Raw genomic sequence first — 17,269 nt, 5'->3', positions numbered from 1 at the left:
GAGCCAGCCTAGGCGAGGCGCTTACGACACGGGCGCCACCACCTTCGACTGCTGGATCGCGGACAGGACCCTGGTACGGCACTCGATGAACAGTGGGTCTGCCTTGGTGGTCAGTTGATCTCGAGTTCCGGTCAACGGGACGTCGACGATGTCCTGCATCAATGCCGGAGTTCCGCCGAGGACGACCACTCGATCGGACAGGTACACCGATTCGTCGACGTCGTGGGTGACGAGGAGGACGGTGATGCCAAGATCACGCTGAAGCGTCAGCAGCAGGTCTTCGAGTTCCGCGCGGGTCTGCGCATCGACCGACGCGAAGGGTTCGTCCATGAGGAGTACCTGCGGCCGATAGGCGAGAGCGCGAGCTATCGCCACTCTCTGCTGCATTCCGCCGGACAACTGCCAGGGGTAGGAACGCGCAGCACCGCCTAGACCGACAACGGCAAGTGCATCGCTAACCCTCTCGTTCTGAACCTTCCGCGCCAGACCGTTGCCCCGTAGCGGCAGGCGAACGTTCTCGCCCACTCGAAGCCACGGCATCAGTGTGCGTCCGTAGTCCTGTGACACGAGAGCCAGCGTGGCCGGCGGTGCATCGATCGCGATCCCGGCGATGCGGACCTCACCGGTGGTCGGCTTCTGCAGACCGGCGATGCAACGAATCAGCGTGCTCTTGCCGATGCCGGAATGGCCGACGATGCAGACGATTTCTCCGGGTGCAATGGACAGATCGATGCCGCGGAGCACTTCGCGGCCGGTGGGACCGCCGTAGGTCACCCCGAGGCCGCTCAGTTCGACTGCGGGTATCGATGCCGCAGATTCTGTGGATGACATCAGTTTCCTTTCACTGCGAGAGCGTCGTGGGTCCGCGGCTGCCATCTGAGCAACCATCGTTCGATCACGCCGTATCCGAGGTTGAGCACGTATCCGATGATTCCCAGCAGGAGAATTCCGGACCACATGTCGGCGATCGCGAAGGTCTGTTGCGCGACGATCACGAAGTGACCGATTCCTGCAGTGGAGACGTACATTTCGCTTCCGACCATGATGACGACACCGATCGCGAGACTGGTGCGGATACCGACTGTTATCTGCGGCATCGCTCCGGGGAGGAGTACCTGCGTGACCAGGAGGGGTGTACGGATCCGGTAGCTGCGCGCCACCAATCGGATACTCGGGTCGATGGAGCGAATGCCGTCGAGGGTGTTGAGGAGTATCGGCCAGACCGCGCCGAAGGCGATGGCGGCAACGTTACCCGTCGAACCGGTTCCGAAAACGATGAAAAGAGCGGGTAATACGGCCAGCGCCGGAATAGCGCGGAAGAACTGGAGAAACGGATCGGCAATGTCGGCAGCCAGCGGGAACAGTGCCAGCAGGAGACCGGCACCGACGCCGACCACCAGTGCCACGGCGAGACCGAAGGCAAGGTTGGTCAAGCTCGGTACGACGTCGTGGACGAATCCCGGACCGAACCAGTTGTCCACAAACGCTTTCCAGATACGCGACAGCGGCGGGAAGTAAGGCGACTTGCTCGACTCCGAACCGAAGTACCATACGACGACGATCAAGATCGGCAGCCACAACTCCCACACGAGGAGTCGAAGTCCTGACATCATCTTCACGTCGTCATCCTCCTCGGGATGTAATGCCAAGCAAGTAAACGATTCTCGATCGCCATCACGGCGAAGGCGAGCAGCATTCCGAGTAGTCCGGCGACGATGATCAGTGCGAACATTCGATCGGGGACGGATTGGCTCAGCAGGATCTCCTTACCGAGTCCCGGCACGCCGGCGATCAATTCTGCACCGATGGTCAGCAGCAAGCTCAGTGTTGCCGAAATGCGAATCCCGGTGAAGATGTAGGGCATCGACGCCGGTGCGACGACGAGAGCGAGCCTGCGCCACAGTGGAAGTCGGAAGGAGCGTGCGGTCGCCAGCAGTTCCGGTTCGACGTTGCGCACACCGTGAATCGTCTGGAGCAGAATCGGCCACACACTTACTGCCACGATCAGTGCCACCGCCATCCGTTGCGTCGGGCCCATGATCAGCAGAAAGAGCGGAATGATTGCGAGCGGCGGAACGGTTCGGCAGAAGTCGATGACGAAACGGGAGGAGACCGTCAGGAACGGGTGCGCGGCGAGCAGCAGCCCTGCCGGGATTCCGATCACCAGGCACAGCGCCAATCCGATCGCCGTGGTGGTCACCGTTTGTCCCAGTGATGTCCACAACGAGGACGTGCCGAGTTCGTTCACAAAGGCCACTGCCACGTCGCTGAACTTCGGAATACCTTGGACGTCCTCGTCGCCGAGCATTCCGAAGATCTGCCAGGCGGCTGCCAACGCGAAGAGCGTCAGCAGCCGACCGAGCAGAACCTGCCTGCGGCGAGTCTGCAGGGTTGTCAAGGCGGACAACTCAGTTGGCCGGGGTCAGCAGGGATTCGGCCTCGACCGAATCCGTCAGTACCCCGTACTTGACCAGCAGTTCGATCTCCGTGCCGAGAGCACCCGGTTCCACTACTGCGACGAACTGAGGATTCTTGCTGTTGGCCAGCATTTCTAGCGGAATCTTGGCTTGTGTCGAGAGTGCAGCCTTGACCGCGCCCGGATTCTGATTGGCGTAGTCAACTGATTTGGCAAGCGCGGTAAGGAATTTCGCGAGTGAGTCAGGGTTCGCATTGACAAACGATTCCGAAGCGACCAGCGAGGTCCCTGGCACACCGGGCGCGGCCAAGGGGAAGGGGTGGCCGAGGATCTTCAGCCCCGAGTCGGTTGCTTTACTCAGGAACGGATCGATGAGGAACGCCGCGTCGGCCCCGCCGGTGGAAACCAGGTCGCCGAGGTTGGGCATGGGCGCCTGAATGAACGAGACCTTGTTCGCTGCTCCGCCGGATTTCTCCACCGCGGCAGAGATGACTGCTTCGCTGACGGACTTCAAACCGCTGATCGCGACGGTCTTGCCTTCGAGGTCACGGAAGCCGCTGATGGAACTGTCCTTGGCGACCACGAGACCGGACTGGTCGACGCTGTCATTTGCGGCAAAATTCGTGAGCCCGCCGACAATGGTGACGGGCATGTTCTGGCTCCGTGCCTGAATTGCGGCAGCGGCAGTCGTGGCTGCCATATCTGCATTTCCGCTGAGCAACAACGGAATTTGAGCCGAGGAACTAGCGCCGCCCTCCACGAGTTGGATGTCGAGTCCCTCATCGGTGAAGTACCCCTGCTCCATGCCGAGCCAAATCGGTGCGAAGTCCGCGATCGGCTGAGGTGCGATTCGAATCGTGGTGGTCTGGGTGCCCCCGTCGTCGGAGGCCGTGGCGTCGCTCGAACAGCCTGTCAGTGCCAATGCCGCGGTCGCGACCGCGGCTAGGGCAACAACTCTGAACCGTGGTGTCGACCGAAGGGTAAGTCCAACCGTCATGTCCGAAAACCTCTCGCTGGGAAAGATATGACTTCCTTGCCGGTAATCCGGTGGGAAGGTGAAGACGCTCAAAGAATTCCGTACGCCGGAACGATTGTTGTGACTATAGTAATTTCCAAGACGAATGCCAAGGGTTTTCCAAGAACACGAGATTTCGGATCGCCGGGTACATCCACGGCACCGGGAGGGGATCGGATGACGAAGGGTTCTGCGTCCGCCGTCGACAAAGCGTTGGATCTACTCGAGGCCATCGCGCGCTCGACCACGCCGATGAAGCTCAGCGAACTGGCAGAAGAAGTCGGGATGCTCCGCCCGACTGCGCACCGAGTGCTCGGAGAACTCGCGAACCGTGGTTGGGTCTTCCGCTACGACGGTCGCTATCTCCCCGGCCCGGCTGCACTGCAGGTTTCCCACGAAGCGGCAGCGCATTCGTTGGCGGCCTTGTGCGATCCGACCATGCGGGTGCTGTCCGAGAGCACGGACATGATGGTGAATCTGCAGGTTCTCGAGAGCGGCGGGACGCGGATCATCGCGGCGCTGCGTCCCGAGCGACTCAAGATGATCACTCGGATGCTCGGGGATCTGCTTCCGCCGCACCGGTTCGCGGGTCCGCTCGCGTTGGTGGCGGCACTCGAGGACAACACCCGGGCGCCCTACCTGGCGATGGTGGAGAAGAGTGGCTATCCACTGGAAGGACCCACCGGCTTTCTCGCCGACATCGCCGAGACGCAGAAAACCGGATTCGCCGTTGTCCACAAACGATCTCAGGACATCATCGGTTCGGTCTCGCGTGCAGTGTCTTCCCGCAAGGGGGCTCCGCTCTGTGCGTTGACGGTGATCGGTTTCGATACCGACTTCGATGCGAAGACGACGCGAATGGTCGAAGAACACCTGCTGCGGGCCACCGATGAAGTGCAGCAACTCCTCACTGACCACACTTCGGGCAAGCGCCCGTCCGACACAGGAGAACAAGGATGATTTCACGGACCGAGGGCTTCATCACCGTCGCAGACGGCGAACGGGTCTGGTACGAGACTGCCGGCGAGGGCCCGGATCTGATTCTCACGCACGGTCTCGGCGGAAATGCGGCCGTCTGGTACCAGCAGGTGCCCTACTTCGCTCAGCACTATCGGGTGATCAGCTGGGATCAGCGAGGATTCGGCCGCTCTACCAACGAGAACGGCAACCACGGCCCGGTAGCGGCAGTCTCTGATCTGATCGAAATCATGGACCTGTTGGCGGTTGATCGAGCGCACGTGGTCGGCCAGTCGATGGGCGGTTGGGCCGCATTGGGGACCGCGATCGCTGTTCCGGACCGGGTGGAGTCGGTAGTCCTGGCCTGCACGACCGGCGGCATTCCCGTCGGCTTCGGTCCGGACAGCGCACCGCCCCTCACCGCGGCGCCCGTCACGGCGCGGCCCCTGGGGGAACATCCCGCTGTGGGCGGACGGTTGCCGAGCCTGGACATGGCGAGGGCATACCTGTACCAAGCTCTCGGCACCTTCGGTCATCGCCCACCTGACACCGAGTTCTTCCGAATTCTCAAGGCCCACAACTATTCGGTGGCCGAACTCGCGGCGGTGGCTGCACCGGTTCTGCTGATCGCGGGTGAGCTGGACGATTTGATGACACCCGAGCGGATTCGCAGCGCCGCCGAGTTCCTGCCCCACGCCGAAGTGGTCGAGCTTGCCGACCGCGGCCACTCCCCCTATTTCGAGGACCCACACGCGTGGAACGAGTTGGTGGCGCACTTCCTGGCCGATGTTCGTGCGCGCCCAGTGCGCTGAAACGCCAACTCGTCACGCATATTCAACTCCGAGGAGATCTAATGGATTCATCTCAGACCGTCGAGTTCATACCACCCGCTTTCGATACGCCGTTCTCCACCGGAGTGCGCGTCGGAGACGTTCTGTATCTGTCGGGTCAGATCGGCATGCTCCCGGACGGGACTTTGGCCGACGGCTTCGAAGCGCAGGCTCGTCAGACCATGGAGAACATCGTGGCTTCGCTGATCGCTTACGGTTCCGGCGTCGAAGCAATCTTCAAATGCACTGTCATGCTCGACGACATGTCTCGTTGGCAGGAGTTCAACAAGGTCTACCTCGAGTATTTCCCGGCGTCGAGACTGCCGGCCCGCAGTGCGTTCGGAACAGACGGACTGGCACTGGGTGCGCACATGGAGGTCGAATGCATGGCCTACACCCCGCGGGTCTGACTGCTCGCGGGCACTAACCGTCCCAATCCACACGTTCAGCCAGGCGCAGCAATGTGCGTCGGCGTGTAGTGCTGGTTTCGCCGATGTGCGCGATCCGGCCGTAGATGTGGGCGCGGAAGTTCTCCACGCCATCCCGATTCTGTTCCTGCGCAGAAGTACTGGCGGCATTGTGCAGCAGGGCGCGCAAGCGATCGTAGTCGTCGCGCGGATACGAGGGTTGGTCGTTGATCACCAGCCCGGTGAGGTGTTGGCGTCGATGAGGGCGCATCACCTTGGTCTTTCGTGGATGGATGGCAAACCCTTCGTCTCTGGCGATCTGCTCGACCGTCCAGAGGAGGGTGCCGACGTCGGCTACTTCGATTCCGGAGAACGCGAGGTCGTCGGCGTATCGGGTGTAGGTGAGCCAGTTCGCTTGTGCGAGTCCACTCAAGCGGATGTCGAGTTTGCGTGCGACGAGATTCGCCAGTGCAGGAGAAGTGGGTGCGCCTTGCGGAAGATGCGCGGTGCGTAGCTGTGATGCCTGTGCATACGGTAGGCCGCGCAGGGTATCGGCAGGCGTTGCAACAGTGCACAATCCGGTGAGAACGCCTGCCACTGCGGGTGGATAGCCGAGGGCGGCGAAGACGGCATGAACGCGGCTGCCGCTGATCGAAGGGAAGAACTGCGCGAGGTCCGCGCCGATCACGATTTCCGACTGTGCGTGCGGCGCTGCAAAAGTCAGAGGGCTTCGACCACGGACAAATCCGTGTGCCGCGTCGTGCGGGGGCACCAGGTCGAGGATGCGGCGCAGGATCTTCCGCTGAATTTCGCGCAATCGGGGTTTCGGTACCTCGAGGAGGCGAGCGCCGGCCTTCTTGCTGATCTGCATCGGCCGGTAGTGGCGTAGCGGTCGGGGTTTCGTGCGGAGCCATTCCCCTCGGTCGGCGAACCACTCGAGTTCGGAGATCGTCAGATCCAGTGAACGAGCCAGGTCCACACTGGTGTTGTAGCGGGGAACGTCGAACCGCCACACCGAGGTTTCATTGGTGTCCAGTGAGAGGGGAACAGGCCGCAGGCGAGGTAGTTCGCGAAGCAATCGGTACAGAGTCTGCGGTTCGAACGGTGGGGCGGGCATGAGGTCGAGAACGCGCACGGCCAGGAGCGTCGGGGAAACGCCGAAGACGGTTCCGAATGCCTCCTCGAGGCCGCTGAGGGTCCACGGAGCGTCAGCGGCCGCAACGGCCAGACGACGCGCCAACTCGGGATCGAGCTCGAAGTCACGCATGATCCGACTCCGGGATGCGACGGGGCGGGGTGACCAAATCCTTTGTCCGGTGCGGCGGCAAGCACGCGGAGCGTGCCGAACGCCGGTGGACGCAGTATCCAATTCTTCTGGCCGACCCAGGGGTTACCCCTGAGACTGGTCGCGTGGACCAACTCTCACCCACGCGCCGCCGCATTCCTTCACAATGGCAGACCGTTCGGTATCTGTCACGTGTGAAGCGGATCTGTCAGGAGTGGGTCCTCAGATCGACGAACGATCCGAACCGACGAACTCGCTGATCCACGGCACGACTGCTTCGCGGACGGTGACCGCTTTCGGCAGTAGTCCGTTGCTCAGCAGGAGATCGGCCGCGCGCTGCTGCTCGTCCAGGAACTCGTCGGTGACAGGGTTGACACCGAAAGGACGTCCGCGCAGTGCAGCTTCCCAGGCATCGAGGCTCGCGGACCCGCCACGCTTCTCGACGTCGTCGACGAAGACCTGGGCGGCTTCGCGGGGGTTGGCTTCGATCCAGGCGTCGGATTCCTGCAGGGCCTCGATGATCGCCTGGAGGGCCTCCGGGTTGGTATCCGCGAAATCGCGCCGGGTGAACCACAGTGAGGGGTGGCTGAAGAGTCCGTCGGTGGCGATCAGCGTGCGCAGTTCGTGGTTCGCTTCGATGTCCGTCAGCCCCGGGTACGCGCCAACCCAGGCATCGATGGTGCCGTCGACGAGGTCCGCTCCACCACCGCGTACGTCGGTGTCGACGGGGACGATGTCGGACCAGGTCAGCCCCGCCTGATCCAAGGCGAACAACAAAAGTGTGGTCTGCCACGATCCGTGCGCGATGCCGACGCGCTTGCCACGCAGGTCCTCAACCGTGTTGATCTCGGACTCTGCCTTGACTACCAGGCGCCCGTTCTCCACGCGGGGGCCGGAGATTCCGATGTAGACGAGATCGCGGCCCTGGGCCAATCCGGTGACGGGCGGCGTGAATCCGGTTCCGATCACGTCGTATCCGCCCTCCTCGAACAGCCAGTCCGAGTGCAGGGTCGGCAAGGCGTTTTCCGGGTTCACTGCAGGCTTGGCGGGAAGCTCACGCAGGTCCACCCACTCGACATCGGGGAGACGGCGTTCGAGGATTCCGGTGTGGCGCAGTACGAACAGCGAATTGTTGTGTGGGAAGTATCCGACGCGAACGGTCATGAGATCTACGGTTTCCTGTTCTGAATCAGTGATGGGGGTGGCTAGATGAGGCCGCGTCGACGCGCCTCGTCGGCGAGTCCGCTACGGCCCCACTGCACGACGAGGTTGGATGGATCGAATTCAACCGAACCGCCGAGGGATTCGGCGATCGCCTGGAACTGGGCGCCTTCCTCGAGGAGGACGACGAACTTCGCGAGGTCGAGCAACCCGCTGCGGCCGATGACGTTGACCCCGCCGTTGGCTTCGAAGATCGCCACCAGATCGGGATCGTGTTCGAGACGCTCGAGAATGAAATCGCCTGCAGAACGGGACCGATCGATGTGCGGCGGAATCTCTCGGGAGAGCGTCAGCCTCTGCGAAGCCGCATAGCGGATGGGTAGCGTCCGATGTGTCTGTGCCCAACCGCCGAGCCACGGTGTGTGGATGTGGACAACGCTGGTGATTTCCGGATGCTGACGGAAGACCGATGCGTAGCCGGTGACAAATCCGGCAGATCCGTTGCCGGACAGCACCTCTCCATCGAAGGTGGCGACAACCGGTGACACCGACGGATCGTTCGCCCACGGTCCCGGATCGTTCAGGGCGACCGCGATTTCGGTGCCGGGTACTCGTTCGACGAAGTTGACGGTCCCGTTGGCTGCAACGGTTCCGGTCTTGCGGAAGACGTCGAATGCTTTGTCTGCTGCTTTGCGAGCTTCTTCGACGAATGCTGCGGTATCGGTATCGGTGTCGAGTCGAGTTTCGGTGGTGGTCATCGAGTCTCCAGTCCAGAAGGTGTGATCGGGGTGCGCTGCAGGAGGGGAAGAACTTCTTCGCCGACGCGGTATGCCTCTTCGAGATGCGGGTTACCGGCGAGGATGAAGGCGTCGACGCCCAGTTCGCGCAGCTCGTCGAGTCTTTCGGCGACCTGCTCGTAACTGCCGACCAGTCCGAACGCCGGTCCGCCGCGGATGAGGCTGAAGCCGCACCACACGTTGGGTTGCACTTCCAGATCTCGGTAGCCGGTGATGTGTTCGGGTACCCAGCCTTTGATGCGGGCGGCGCCCACCGAGTCACCCTGGGCTGCACGGTCGGCGGCCCCCTTGTCGACGAAGGCCCAGCCTTTCTCGATCTCGGCCCACGCGGCTTCTTCGGTGTGCCGGGCTACGACGTCGATGCGTACGGCGAATTTCGGCGTGCGTCCCAGTTTGGCCGAGTTCTCCCGCACTCCGTCGATCTTGGCTCTGAGATCGGCGTACGGCTCCAGCCAGGAAAGGTAGTAATCGGAGTGCAGTCCGGCGGCGGCGACGGCTGCGGCCGAAGATCCGGAGAAGTACACCTCGGGAAACGGTTGGCCGGCCAGTCCGGTTGGCAGTGCGGCGCCGTGGGTTTGGAAGAAGCGACCGTCGAAGTCGAAAGGTTCGCCGTCCCACACACCCTTGAGGACATCGAGGAACTCGGACGTTCTGGTGTAGCGATCGTCGTGGTCGACTTTGTCGCCCCACCACAGCTGAGGCGCTCCGCCTCCACCACTGATGATGTTGTAAACCAGACGTCCGCCGGTTGCTCGCTGCAGACTGGCCGACATCCGCGCTGCCTGTACCGGGTGAAGGAACCCCGGTTGGAACGCAACCATGAAACGGTAGGTGGTGGTCTCGGCGGCCAACGCTGCTGCGGTCGCCCACGGATCCTCGGTCATCGGGAAAGACGGCAGAAGTCCACCGAGGAACCCTGCGGACTCGGAAGCCTTTGCCACCGCTGCCATGTGGTCGATGTAGCTGTATCCGTCCAATTCGCCGCCGCGGATCGCGGGAGCAATGTTGCCCGGCCCGTATCCACCGGCATCGCCGCGGTTGTAGCGACGCGGAGTACGCAGCGACGCGTGGTCGCCTTCCATCCCGATCCGCCAATAGAAATCGATGCTCATGCGGTGGCCTTCTCTTCTGTGGTGGCCTTCTCTTCCTTGCGAATCCGACCCTCGGGATCGACCAGGTGCAGGAGATGCTCGCCCGCCCGGTGCAGCTCTTCGATGTGTGGCCGACCGGACAAGACGAAACCGTCCACGCCGATATCGCGATACGACGACAATCGCTGCGCCACCTCCTCGTAGCTTCCGACGAGGCCGATACTGTGCTCGTAGCCGATGCGGTCGAATCCGGACCACAGGATGCCGCCCCGATCGATCTCGAGTGCAGCGGAATCGGCTTCTCTCAGTTGCCGTTCGACGCGAGCCCAGGCTTCGTCCGCTGTTTCCCTCGCGATGATCGGGATGCGCAGGACCTTCTCGACGGTCCTGCCGAGTTCGGATGCTCGGTCGTCGAGGGTGGTGATCCGTGTCGACAACTCGCCGCCGGCAAGGGTGAACTGATGGACATCGGCATGGTGGGCCGAGAGTTCCAGAGCTTCCGGTGAGTCCCCGGTCAGATGCACTCGGGGAAAGCGGAGTCCCGACAAGATGCCTCGGAATCCGCCGCCGAGTACGTCGTAGTACTCGCCGTCGAAGTCGTAACCCGTGCCGCCGAATCCGCCAGGGAGAATCTGCTCCTCGTTCCATACGCCACGGGCGACGGTCAGGAACTCCGCGGCGCGCGCGTAGCGGTCGGCTCCTCGAACCACGTCGCCGCGAGCAGCGGCGTCTTCGGGGTCCGTCTCTACCTTCACTCGCCATTCGAGACGACCTGCCGACAGGCGCTGAAGTGTCGCCGACATTTTGGCGGCGTAGACGGGGGTGCCGAAAGTGGGGTGAAACTCCACGACCACTCGCGAATGACGCGTCTGACGTAGGGCGGCGGCAGCAACGATCCAGGATTCTTCGCCATTCGGATCGTACGGTGCGACAACGCCGTCGACGCCCGATAGTTCGGCTGCGAGAACGATCTGTGCCAATTCGTCGAAGGGCCCGAAGTTTCCGGGACGAACATCGGTCGCAACGGTAGTCGGTCGCTGCGGCCCGAAGCCGCCGCGACTGTTCAGTGCGGCCACCGCCCGGCGTCCGTCACCGCGAGAGGGCAGCTCCCAGTAGACGTCCGTCATTCTGCTGTGCCCTTCTGCGCAACAAGGTTGCGTGCCTGTTCCAGTGGTTCGTGCGCCACCCAGGACTGCAGGTCGAAGTCGGCGGCAAGGAAGCCGTGCGCATACAGGAATTGTTTCTGCACCCCGAGCAGGTCCACACGCTCGTCAGACAGGCTCAAATGCAGTCCGGTGTGGAAGTTCTCGCCGTACGCTGCCACCACACCTTCGGGCCCCGACTGTGTTTCGGTCTGCAGAACGGCTCGGACCTCGTCGATGTTGGCTGCGGCCCAGTCCGCCGCTCTCAGGCTCTCGGCGAGGAAACCCACGACGATGTCCGGGCGTTGTTCGAGTAGGTCGGCGTGAACTGTGATCGGTCGTGGGGTGCCGTTGTTGACGCGATCACGTAGCGATGCAGTGGAATCGAGATCGACGGCAACGGCGAGGCCATGTTCGCGGGCAACTTCCTGGGCGCGGGCACCCTTGACGTAGATGGCGTCGACGTCGCCGCGTAGCAGGGATTCGACGCCCCACGTCGTGTTGCGGGTGGACGAGGCGGTGCGGACCTCGGGGGCTGCCGTCGTCGCAACCTCGACGAGAGTGACGTCGGCAAAACTCAACTCGCCGAGTCGAAGTGCGGAGGCGAAGCCGTGCAGGGCCATGGCACGGGGAAAGCTCCTGGCCTGATCTGCCGCCCAGGCCGGGATGCCGATCCGAGCGCCTGCCAGAAGACCGGCTTCTCGGATGTCGGAGTCTCCGCGCACCAGGATTGCCTGGGCCTCGTCGATCCAGGTGAGCCCGATGAGCCTCGTCGGAGAACCACTGGCACGCGCGGCCAGTGCGGGGACGTTGCCGCCTTCGCGAATGAGTCCGGAGAGGTGGTGATCGAAATGGCGCACTGCCAATTCCGGTCCGGCATCTTGCAGTACGCCGAAACGCACTCCGGATTCGTTTGCCGTCCGGTCGAGCCAACCGAGACTGTTGGCGAGGCCGCTGGCGGTGGGAACGGGGCAGCGGGTGTACCAGAGTGTGTCGATTGCGGAATCAGCGATCAATGTCATAACTGTCCTGTCCGTCGGGGAAGGTGCGACCGACGCCGAGTTCCTTCAGGAAACTCGCTCGGTAGCGCAGAGATTCGGGATCGTTCCGATCGCGGGGGCGTGGCAGGTCGATGTCGACATCCACGGCAAACCCGCCCTTGTCGAGGATGAGCACACGGTCGGCAAGTCGTACGGCTTCGTCGACATCGTGCGTGACGAGCAGTACTGCCGGACGGTGGCGGGCGACCAGATCGCCTACCAAGTCTTGCATTTGGAGCCTGGTCAAAGCGTCGAGGGCTGCGAACGGTTCGTCGAGCAGTAATAGTTCAGGTTCGCGAACCAGAGCACGAGCCAATGCGACGCGTTGGGCCTCGCCGCCGGAGAGGGTGGCCGGCCAGGCGCGGTGCTTGTCCGCGAGGTTGACCTCGGCGAGTGCGTTGCGTGCATTGTCGGTCACCTGACGTGACCGTTTCTGTCCGACTGTGACATTGGCCAGAACTCGCTTCGACGGAATCAATCGCGGTTCCTGGTAGACGACCGTGCGGTCGCGTGGGACCAGCACATCACCGCTGTCCGGTGCTTCCAAACCGGAAAGCACTCGCAGCAGGGTTGTCTTGCCGGTACCGCTGGGGCCGAGGAGAACGACGAACTCGCCGCGCGTGATCTCGAGGTCGATACCACCTAGAACAGTCTTGTCACCGAACGACTTACGCACTCCGGTGAGCGAGACCGCTACCGGTGATCCGGCACGTCGCTCGGCCGCGGTGGTGCCGGTCCGCTCACGGGCTGCCAACGGCGGCAGAGGTGCTTCGGTGGATGGCAGCGAGCCGATGGTTGTATTCGTCATCGCGCCACCGACAATCTCCGCCACGGCATGGAGTACCGCTCGATCAGTCTGACGATTGCGTCGAAGATGAGTCCCAGTGCCGCGTACATGACGATGCACAGAACCATGTAGTCGGTGCGGTTGTATTCCTGCGCCAGGGTGACCAGATATCCGATGCCCTCACGTGTGCCGACCTGCTCGGCGGCGATCAATCCGGTGATGCTGAGCGACAGGCAGATTCGAAGCCCCATCAGAACACCGGGGAGGGCGGTCGGAAGAATCGCTCCGAACACCAGTCGCCAACCCGTCAGGCCGAAACCTTGTGCCGCTTCCACCATCTTGCGATCGACTCCGCGCACTCCCAGGTAGGTGTACGCGTACATGGGGGCGACGGTCGCGACGGCGATCAGGACTACCTTGAAGGTTTCGTCGATACCGAACCAGGCGATGAACAACGGAACGAGCGCGAGGAACGGAACCGCGCGGTTGATCTGCATGGTCGAGTCGATCAGTTCTTCGCCGAGCGAGGAGAGACCGGACAGAACCCCGAGCACCAATCCGACGATCACACCGACCGAAACACCGAGTGCAGCACGTTGAAGCGACGCGAGACCGAAGTCGACCAACTGACCCGACTGGTAGAGCTCGGCGAATGCCGTCCACACCGCCGGAGGTCCGGCCAGGATCTCTTCGCGGATCAGTCCGGTAGCGGATCCGATCCACCATCCGGCAACCAGCAGCGCGGGCACGAGGAAGCGGAGTGGGATCGAGACCCACTTGGGCCTGCTGCGATTGCGGCGGTAGCGGGGCGTTTCGAGTTGCGGATGCTCCACTGACGGCGACGCAGTTCGTGCGGGCCGGGTCAGCGTCACCATCGGGTCACTTCCCCTCGGTGGTGGGCGCTGCCGCTGCCGAACCTGCCACAGCACCCTGGAGGTCGAAGATCACGTCACTGCCCTTGATCGGCTGCTGGATCACCTTGTTGTCGGCGAACAACGTGGAGATCGATTCGAGGTCGGTAGCGTCGGCTGCAGTCGGGTAGCGGAAGTTGGTGATCTGGCCGCCCAGGGTGATCGCGTCGTCGAGTCGCTGTCCGGAGAGTGCGCGCGGACCGGTCTGTTCGAAGACGTTCTCGAATGCTGCCGGGTCGGCCTGCTGCTTCGCGGTGAGTTCCTGGGTGACCTCGAGGAACTTCTGGACCACTTCGGGATGCTCTTCGAGTACTACGGTGCGGCCGGCGATGATGGTGCTGTCCACGGAGTCGATGCTCGCCTCGGTTGCGATCTCGACCGCGCCCTTGGCCTTGGCCTCCTGATACGGAATCAGGAACGATGCCCACGCGTCGACCTGCCCGGTGGAGAACGCCGACGCCGCGTCAGCCTGTTGCAGCGGAACACGTTCGACGGAATCGATCGGCACTCCGGCCTGCGTCAGGGCCTTGAGCGTGATGTACTCGCCCTTGCCTGCAGGGTTGACGGCAATGCGCTTGCCGGCCAGATCTGCGACGGTCTTGATGCCGGACTCCGGAGTGGCGATGATGCCGGCCTGGTCCTTGTTGTACGGGTCGGACGTGGCGAAGATGCGGACACCCACGTCCTTGGACAGTGCGCCGACGACGGGACTGTATGCGCCGGTTTGGATGTCGAGTTCACCGCTGTTGAAGAGTTTGAGGTTGGAGCTGAATCCCGGTGTGGTCTTGACCCATTCGATCTTTGCGCCCAGCGGTGCCAGAGCCTCGTCGTAGGTTCCGTCACGCTTGCCGACGGCGATGGCACCGGAGTTTCCGGGATCGAAGACCTTGAGCGTGAAGTCTGCGCTGGAATTGCCTGCGGCGCTGTCGGAATCGGAAGACCCACACGCCACCGCCAACCCGGCCAGCGGGATCATGGCGAGCGCAGCGGCAGCTCGTGGCAGTCGGCGGAAGCGGGACATGTATGTGGCTCCTTCAGGCGTTGAATCGTCAGAACTGACGACGATGACGCTATTGGGTGCCTGTCCGTTTTACCCCCGTTTGTTTTCTGGAGATTGGAAATCTTGACAACATCGGAAGTCTGTTCATCTGGGCTTTTGCAGGTCCACGTTCGGTTCCTTTCCATCTGATGGAAAGGATGGCCGGACTGCTGGGTCCGTGTTAGCGTCCGATTCTCAGGTCGATCAGGCCACAGCGAAAGGATCGTTCGTGACGGACGCACGCGGCGCGGGAGTTCAGACGGTAACCCGTGCCCTGACCATGCTCACATGTTTTCGCAGTGGCGAAGAACTGGGAGTCTCGGAAGTTGCGCGGCGACAAGAGCTTGCGGTCAGCACCACGCATCGATTGCTGCAGTCGCTCGTCGACGCGGGATTTCTCGAGAAGGACGACGCAACCAGTCGGTATCGCATCGGCGCGGCGCTGGCGGCTTACGGACAGGTCTCCTACCGGCAGCATCGGATCTATCTGTCCGAGCCCTTTTTGGAGCAATTGGCCGCGACGACAGGAGCATCCGCTTCCCTGGCAGTGCGAAGCGGAAGTGAGGTGGTGTTGCTCGGATTCAGTCGGTGGCGCGAGGCCGACGGGCACGTGCTGCAGGGTGTCCGCCTTCCCTTGCATGCGAGCGCACTGGGGAAAGCCTTTCTGGCTTGGTCCGATGTCGACGATTCCGAGCTGGCTGCGCTGCCACGTGAAGCGACCACTCAGCGTGCGATCACCGATGTCGCCGGTATCCGCCGGGAACTGGAACTGACTCGTGAGCGAGGATACGGATTCAACGACGAAGAGTTGACCCCGGATTTCCGAACGATCGGAATTCCGATCATCGATGGATCCGGCACTGTGCGTTACGCTCTCGGGCTTCGTGGTCCGGTCGAGCTGATGATCGACGAACGGATTCCGTTTCTCGCCGACCTTGCCAAGGTGACTGCACGACAGATCGGTGAGGTCCTTCTCTGACGTGATGTGAAAGCGCTTGTGGCAGATCCGGCCGAACGTGATTACCGTTGAAGTCGAGGGCGCGATCGCACAATGGCTACGCGACGTGACCGCGTCCTCGCGAGCGTGGAGACGAGTGATGACGACGATCGGTGTCGTTGCCCTGTTGCTGGGCGTCCTGTTGATCGTGGTCGAGGCGCATGCCCCAACCGCGGGGGTGCTCGGTGCGCTTGGAGCACTCATGATCGGTGCCGGCGTGTGGATGCTCTTCACGTCCGACGGTATCGGGCAATTGATCGCGATTCCGGTGACGGCGGGGGTCGCGGTAGTCGGCCTGGGCGTGGTGGCGGTAGCGAGTCGAAAAGCGCTTACCGCGCGCCGCGCTCCCGTGCGTACGGGGACGGAATCTCTTGTCGGCTCGGACGCGACCGTTCGCAGTTGGATCGGTGCGCAGGGTCAGGTCGAGCTCGACGGCGGATTATGGCGTGCTCGAATGGAATTCGGGTACGACGATTCTGTGCCTGCCGTGGGCGAATCCGTCGTCGTAGAGCAGGTTCGAGGCCTGACTCTGAAAGTGCGCCGTCGTGAACCGTGGGAGCTGCCGCTATGACCACCGTGCTTGTCGTGTTGTCCGTGTTTGTCGTGCTGATTGCAGTCCTTGTGGGCATGTCGGTGAGAGTTCTGCGCGAGTACGAGCGCGCGGTGGTGTTCCGCCTCGGTCGACTGATCACCTTGAAGGGTCCTGGTCTGGTGATTCTGGTGCCGGCGATCGATCGCATGGAGCGGGTCAGTCTGCGAACCGTCACGCTGAAGATACCGGTCCAAGAAGTGATCACTCGCGACAACGTCCCCGTGAAGGTCACCGCCGTCACGTACTTTCGGGTCGTCGACGCTGACCGTTCGATAGTCGAGGTCGAGGATTTTCTGGCCGCCACCTCACAGATCGCCCAGACCACACTGCGCTCCATTCTCGGTAAAGCTGAGTTGGACTCGCTGCTCTCCGAACGTGAACGCCTCAACGAGGACTTGCAGAAGGTAATCGATCAGCAGACCGAGCCGTGGGGAGTCAAGGTCACGACCGTCGAGATCAAGGACGTCGAGATTCCGGCCAACATGCAGCGCGCCATCGCCAGGCAAGCAGAGGCCGAACGAGAGCGGCGAGCCAAGATCATCAACGCCGACGCCGAGTGTCAGGCTTCGGCCAAGCTCGCCGAGGCGGCCGAGGTGATCAGCCGCAACCCGACCACCCTGCAGTTGCGTTATCTACAGACGCTTCACGAGATCGGTAGTGAGAACAACTCCACCGTTGTCTTCCCCTTGCCGCTGGATCTTGTCCGGCCCTTTATCGGTGGCGGAGTTGCGGCAACTCCCGCGACCCAAGAACCTGCCCGTTTCGCCTGGAATGCGAAAGTTGTTGATTAGCATCTAGTTTC

The 17,269-nt window shown here is 62.5% G+C and carries 19 protein-coding genes; 6 read left to right on the top strand and 13 right to left on the bottom strand.

Going from position 1 to position 17,269, the window contains the following annotated elements; genetic code table 11:
- Nucleotides 1-21: 21 nt before the first annotated feature.
- The 4 genes from A0W34_RS28590 to A0W34_RS28575 are packed head-to-tail and all read right to left on the bottom strand — an operon-like array spanning nt 22 to nt 3,413.
- Nucleotides 22-831, bottom strand: a complete 810-nt coding sequence (locus A0W34_RS28590; RefSeq protein WP_081558685.1) for an ABC transporter ATP-binding protein — start codon at nt 829-831, stop codon at nt 22-24.
- On the bottom strand, nt 831-1,613 hold the full coding sequence (locus A0W34_RS28585; RefSeq protein ID WP_231914972.1) for an ABC transporter permease: 783 nt from the start codon (nt 1,611-1,613) through the stop codon (nt 831-833). The genes A0W34_RS28590 and A0W34_RS28585 overlap by 1 nt, the downstream gene beginning before the upstream one ends.
- 2 nt (nt 1,614-1,615) lie before the next feature.
- Nucleotides 1,616-2,398 carry an ABC transporter permease gene (locus A0W34_RS28580; protein ID WP_197487707.1) on the bottom strand — a complete coding sequence of 261 codons (783 nt, stop codon included), beginning with the start codon at nt 2,396-2,398 and terminating at the stop codon, nt 1,616-1,618.
- Between the two features lie 10 nt (nt 2,399-2,408).
- Nucleotides 2,409-3,413 (bottom strand): ABC transporter substrate-binding protein, encoded by a 1,005-nt coding sequence (locus A0W34_RS28575; protein ID WP_003946036.1) that lies wholly within the window; start codon nt 3,411-3,413, stop codon nt 2,409-2,411.
- Nucleotides 3,414-3,608: 195 nt separating this feature from the next.
- Here A0W34_RS28575 and A0W34_RS28570 point away from each other — a divergent pair, with 195 nt between their 5' ends.
- The 3 genes from A0W34_RS28570 to A0W34_RS28560 are packed head-to-tail and all read left to right on the top strand — an operon-like array spanning nt 3,609 to nt 5,628.
- Nucleotides 3,609-4,391, top strand: a complete 783-nt coding sequence (locus A0W34_RS28570; RefSeq protein ID WP_030537948.1) for an IclR family transcriptional regulator — start codon at nt 3,609-3,611, stop codon at nt 4,389-4,391.
- Nucleotides 4,388-5,200, top strand: a complete 813-nt coding sequence (locus A0W34_RS28565) for an alpha/beta fold hydrolase (protein ID WP_081558684.1) — start codon at nt 4,388-4,390, stop codon at nt 5,198-5,200. Before A0W34_RS28570 ends, A0W34_RS28565 begins: the two co-directional genes overlap by 4 nt.
- A gap of 41 nt (nt 5,201-5,241) precedes the next feature.
- A complete protein-coding gene (locus A0W34_RS28560; RefSeq protein WP_003946047.1) occupies nt 5,242-5,628 on the top strand; it encodes a RidA family protein in 387 nt (128 codons plus the stop codon).
- A gap of 13 nt (nt 5,629-5,641) precedes the next feature.
- On the opposite strand, the gene A0W34_RS28555 is transcribed toward A0W34_RS28560, so the two are convergent.
- From A0W34_RS28555 to A0W34_RS28515, 9 genes are all read right to left on the bottom strand, one after another.
- Entirely contained in the window at nt 5,642-6,892 is a 1,251-nt protein-coding gene (locus A0W34_RS28555) for a reverse transcriptase family protein (protein WP_080726578.1), read from the bottom strand.
- A 240-nt stretch (nt 6,893-7,132) separates the two neighbouring features.
- Nucleotides 7,133-8,074, bottom strand: a complete 942-nt coding sequence (locus tag A0W34_RS28550; RefSeq protein WP_003946000.1) for an ABC transporter substrate-binding protein — start codon at nt 8,072-8,074, stop codon at nt 7,133-7,135.
- 41 nt (nt 8,075-8,115) lie between these two features.
- Nucleotides 8,116-8,829 carry a class II aldolase/adducin family protein gene (locus A0W34_RS28545; protein ID WP_081558683.1) on the bottom strand — a complete coding sequence of 238 codons (714 nt, stop codon included), beginning with the start codon at nt 8,827-8,829 and terminating at the stop codon, nt 8,116-8,118.
- Entirely contained in the window at nt 8,826-9,980 is a 1,155-nt protein-coding gene (locus A0W34_RS28540) for an LLM class flavin-dependent oxidoreductase (protein ID WP_007735501.1), read from the bottom strand. Before A0W34_RS28540 ends, A0W34_RS28545 begins: the two co-directional genes overlap by 4 nt.
- Nucleotides 9,977-11,086, bottom strand: coding sequence for an LLM class flavin-dependent oxidoreductase (locus A0W34_RS28535; protein ID WP_030537944.1), 1,110 nt, complete (start codon nt 11,084-11,086; stop codon nt 9,977-9,979). Before A0W34_RS28535 ends, A0W34_RS28540 begins: the two co-directional genes overlap by 4 nt.
- Nucleotides 11,083-12,123 (bottom strand): ABC transporter substrate-binding protein, encoded by a 1,041-nt coding sequence (locus tag A0W34_RS28530; RefSeq protein ID WP_007735503.1) that lies wholly within the window; start codon nt 12,121-12,123, stop codon nt 11,083-11,085. Before A0W34_RS28530 ends, A0W34_RS28535 begins: the two co-directional genes overlap by 4 nt.
- Nucleotides 12,107-12,949, bottom strand: a complete 843-nt coding sequence (locus A0W34_RS28525; protein WP_081558895.1) for an ABC transporter ATP-binding protein — start codon at nt 12,947-12,949, stop codon at nt 12,107-12,109. The genes A0W34_RS28530 and A0W34_RS28525 overlap by 17 nt, the downstream gene beginning before the upstream one ends.
- A complete protein-coding gene (locus A0W34_RS28520) occupies nt 12,946-13,803 on the bottom strand; it encodes an ABC transporter permease (protein WP_003946011.1) in 858 nt (285 codons plus the stop codon). The genes A0W34_RS28525 and A0W34_RS28520 overlap by 4 nt, the downstream gene beginning before the upstream one ends.
- A 4-nt stretch (nt 13,804-13,807) precedes the next feature.
- Nucleotides 13,808-14,860, bottom strand: a complete 1,053-nt coding sequence (locus tag A0W34_RS28515) for an NrtA/SsuA/CpmA family ABC transporter substrate-binding protein (protein ID WP_050656908.1) — start codon at nt 14,858-14,860, stop codon at nt 13,808-13,810.
- A gap of 247 nt (nt 14,861-15,107) precedes the next feature.
- Here A0W34_RS28515 and A0W34_RS28510 point away from each other — a divergent pair, with 247 nt between their 5' ends.
- From A0W34_RS28510 to A0W34_RS28500, 3 genes are all read left to right on the top strand, one after another.
- Complete coding sequence (locus tag A0W34_RS28510; RefSeq protein WP_042448211.1) at nt 15,108-15,857, top strand: IclR family transcriptional regulator; 750 nt, start codon at nt 15,108-15,110, stop codon at nt 15,855-15,857.
- A gap of 118 nt (nt 15,858-15,975) precedes the next feature.
- The gene (locus A0W34_RS28505; RefSeq protein WP_081558894.1) at nt 15,976-16,446 is read left to right on the top strand and encodes an NfeD family protein; all 471 of its coding nucleotides are present in this window, start codon (nt 15,976-15,978) and stop codon (nt 16,444-16,446) included.
- Nucleotides 16,443-17,258 (top strand): slipin family protein, encoded by an 816-nt coding sequence (locus A0W34_RS28500; protein WP_081558682.1) that lies wholly within the window; start codon nt 16,443-16,445, stop codon nt 17,256-17,258. The genes A0W34_RS28505 and A0W34_RS28500 overlap by 4 nt, the downstream gene beginning before the upstream one ends.
- Nucleotides 17,259-17,269 lie beyond the last annotated feature (11 nt).

It is taken from the genome of Rhodococcus sp. BH4, from assembly GCF_002079265.1.
Lineage (GTDB): Bacteria > Actinomycetota > Actinomycetes > Mycobacteriales > Mycobacteriaceae > Rhodococcus_F > Rhodococcus_F qingshengii.
This window is presented reverse-complemented; position numbering and strand designations above follow the sequence as displayed.

What these genes read in the sequence shown, in the direction of transcription:
- A0W34_RS28590 (WP_081558685.1), bottom strand. Translation starts at nt 831, where the DNA reads ATGTCATCCACAGAATCTGCGGCATCGATACCCGCAGTCGAACTGAGC.
- A0W34_RS28585 (WP_231914972.1), bottom strand. Translation starts at nt 1,613, where the DNA reads ATGATGTCAGGACTTCGACTCCTCGTGTGGGAGTTGTGGCTGCCGATC.
- A0W34_RS28575 (WP_003946036.1), bottom strand. Translation starts at nt 3,413, where the DNA reads ATGACGGTTGGACTTACCCTTCGGTCGACACCACGGTTCAGAGTTGTT.
- A0W34_RS28570 (WP_030537948.1), top strand. Translation starts at nt 3,609, where the DNA reads ATGACGAAGGGTTCTGCGTCCGCCGTCGACAAAGCGTTGGATCTACTC.
- A0W34_RS28565 (WP_081558684.1), top strand. Translation starts at nt 4,388, where the DNA reads ATGATTTCACGGACCGAGGGCTTCATCACCGTCGCAGACGGCGAACGG.
- A0W34_RS28560 (WP_003946047.1), top strand. Translation starts at nt 5,242, where the DNA reads ATGGATTCATCTCAGACCGTCGAGTTCATACCACCCGCTTTCGATACG.
- A0W34_RS28555 (WP_080726578.1), bottom strand. Translation starts at nt 6,892, where the DNA reads ATGCGTGACTTCGAGCTCGATCCCGAGTTGGCGCGTCGTCTGGCCGTT.
- A0W34_RS28550 (WP_003946000.1), bottom strand. Translation starts at nt 8,074, where the DNA reads ATGACCGTTCGCGTCGGATACTTCCCACACAACAATTCGCTGTTCGTA.
- A0W34_RS28545 (WP_081558683.1), bottom strand. Translation starts at nt 8,829, where the DNA reads ATGACCACCACCGAAACTCGACTCGACACCGATACCGATACCGCAGCA.
- A0W34_RS28540 (WP_007735501.1), bottom strand. Translation starts at nt 9,980, where the DNA reads ATGAGCATCGATTTCTATTGGCGGATCGGGATGGAAGGCGACCACGCG.
- A0W34_RS28535 (WP_030537944.1), bottom strand. Translation starts at nt 11,086, where the DNA reads ATGACGGACGTCTACTGGGAGCTGCCCTCTCGCGGTGACGGACGCCGG.
- A0W34_RS28530 (WP_007735503.1), bottom strand. Translation starts at nt 12,123, where the DNA reads ATGACATTGATCGCTGATTCCGCAATCGACACACTCTGGTACACCCGC.
- A0W34_RS28525 (WP_081558895.1), bottom strand. Translation starts at nt 12,949, where the DNA reads ATGACGAATACAACCATCGGCTCGCTGCCATCCACCGAAGCACCTCTG.
- A0W34_RS28520 (WP_003946011.1), bottom strand. Translation starts at nt 13,803, where the DNA reads ATGGTGACGCTGACCCGGCCCGCACGAACTGCGTCGCCGTCAGTGGAG.
- A0W34_RS28515 (WP_050656908.1), bottom strand. Translation starts at nt 14,860, where the DNA reads ATGTCCCGCTTCCGCCGACTGCCACGAGCTGCCGCTGCGCTCGCCATG.
- A0W34_RS28505 (WP_081558894.1), top strand. Translation starts at nt 15,976, where the DNA reads ATGACGACGATCGGTGTCGTTGCCCTGTTGCTGGGCGTCCTGTTGATC.
- A0W34_RS28500 (WP_081558682.1), top strand. Translation starts at nt 16,443, where the DNA reads ATGACCACCGTGCTTGTCGTGTTGTCCGTGTTTGTCGTGCTGATTGCA.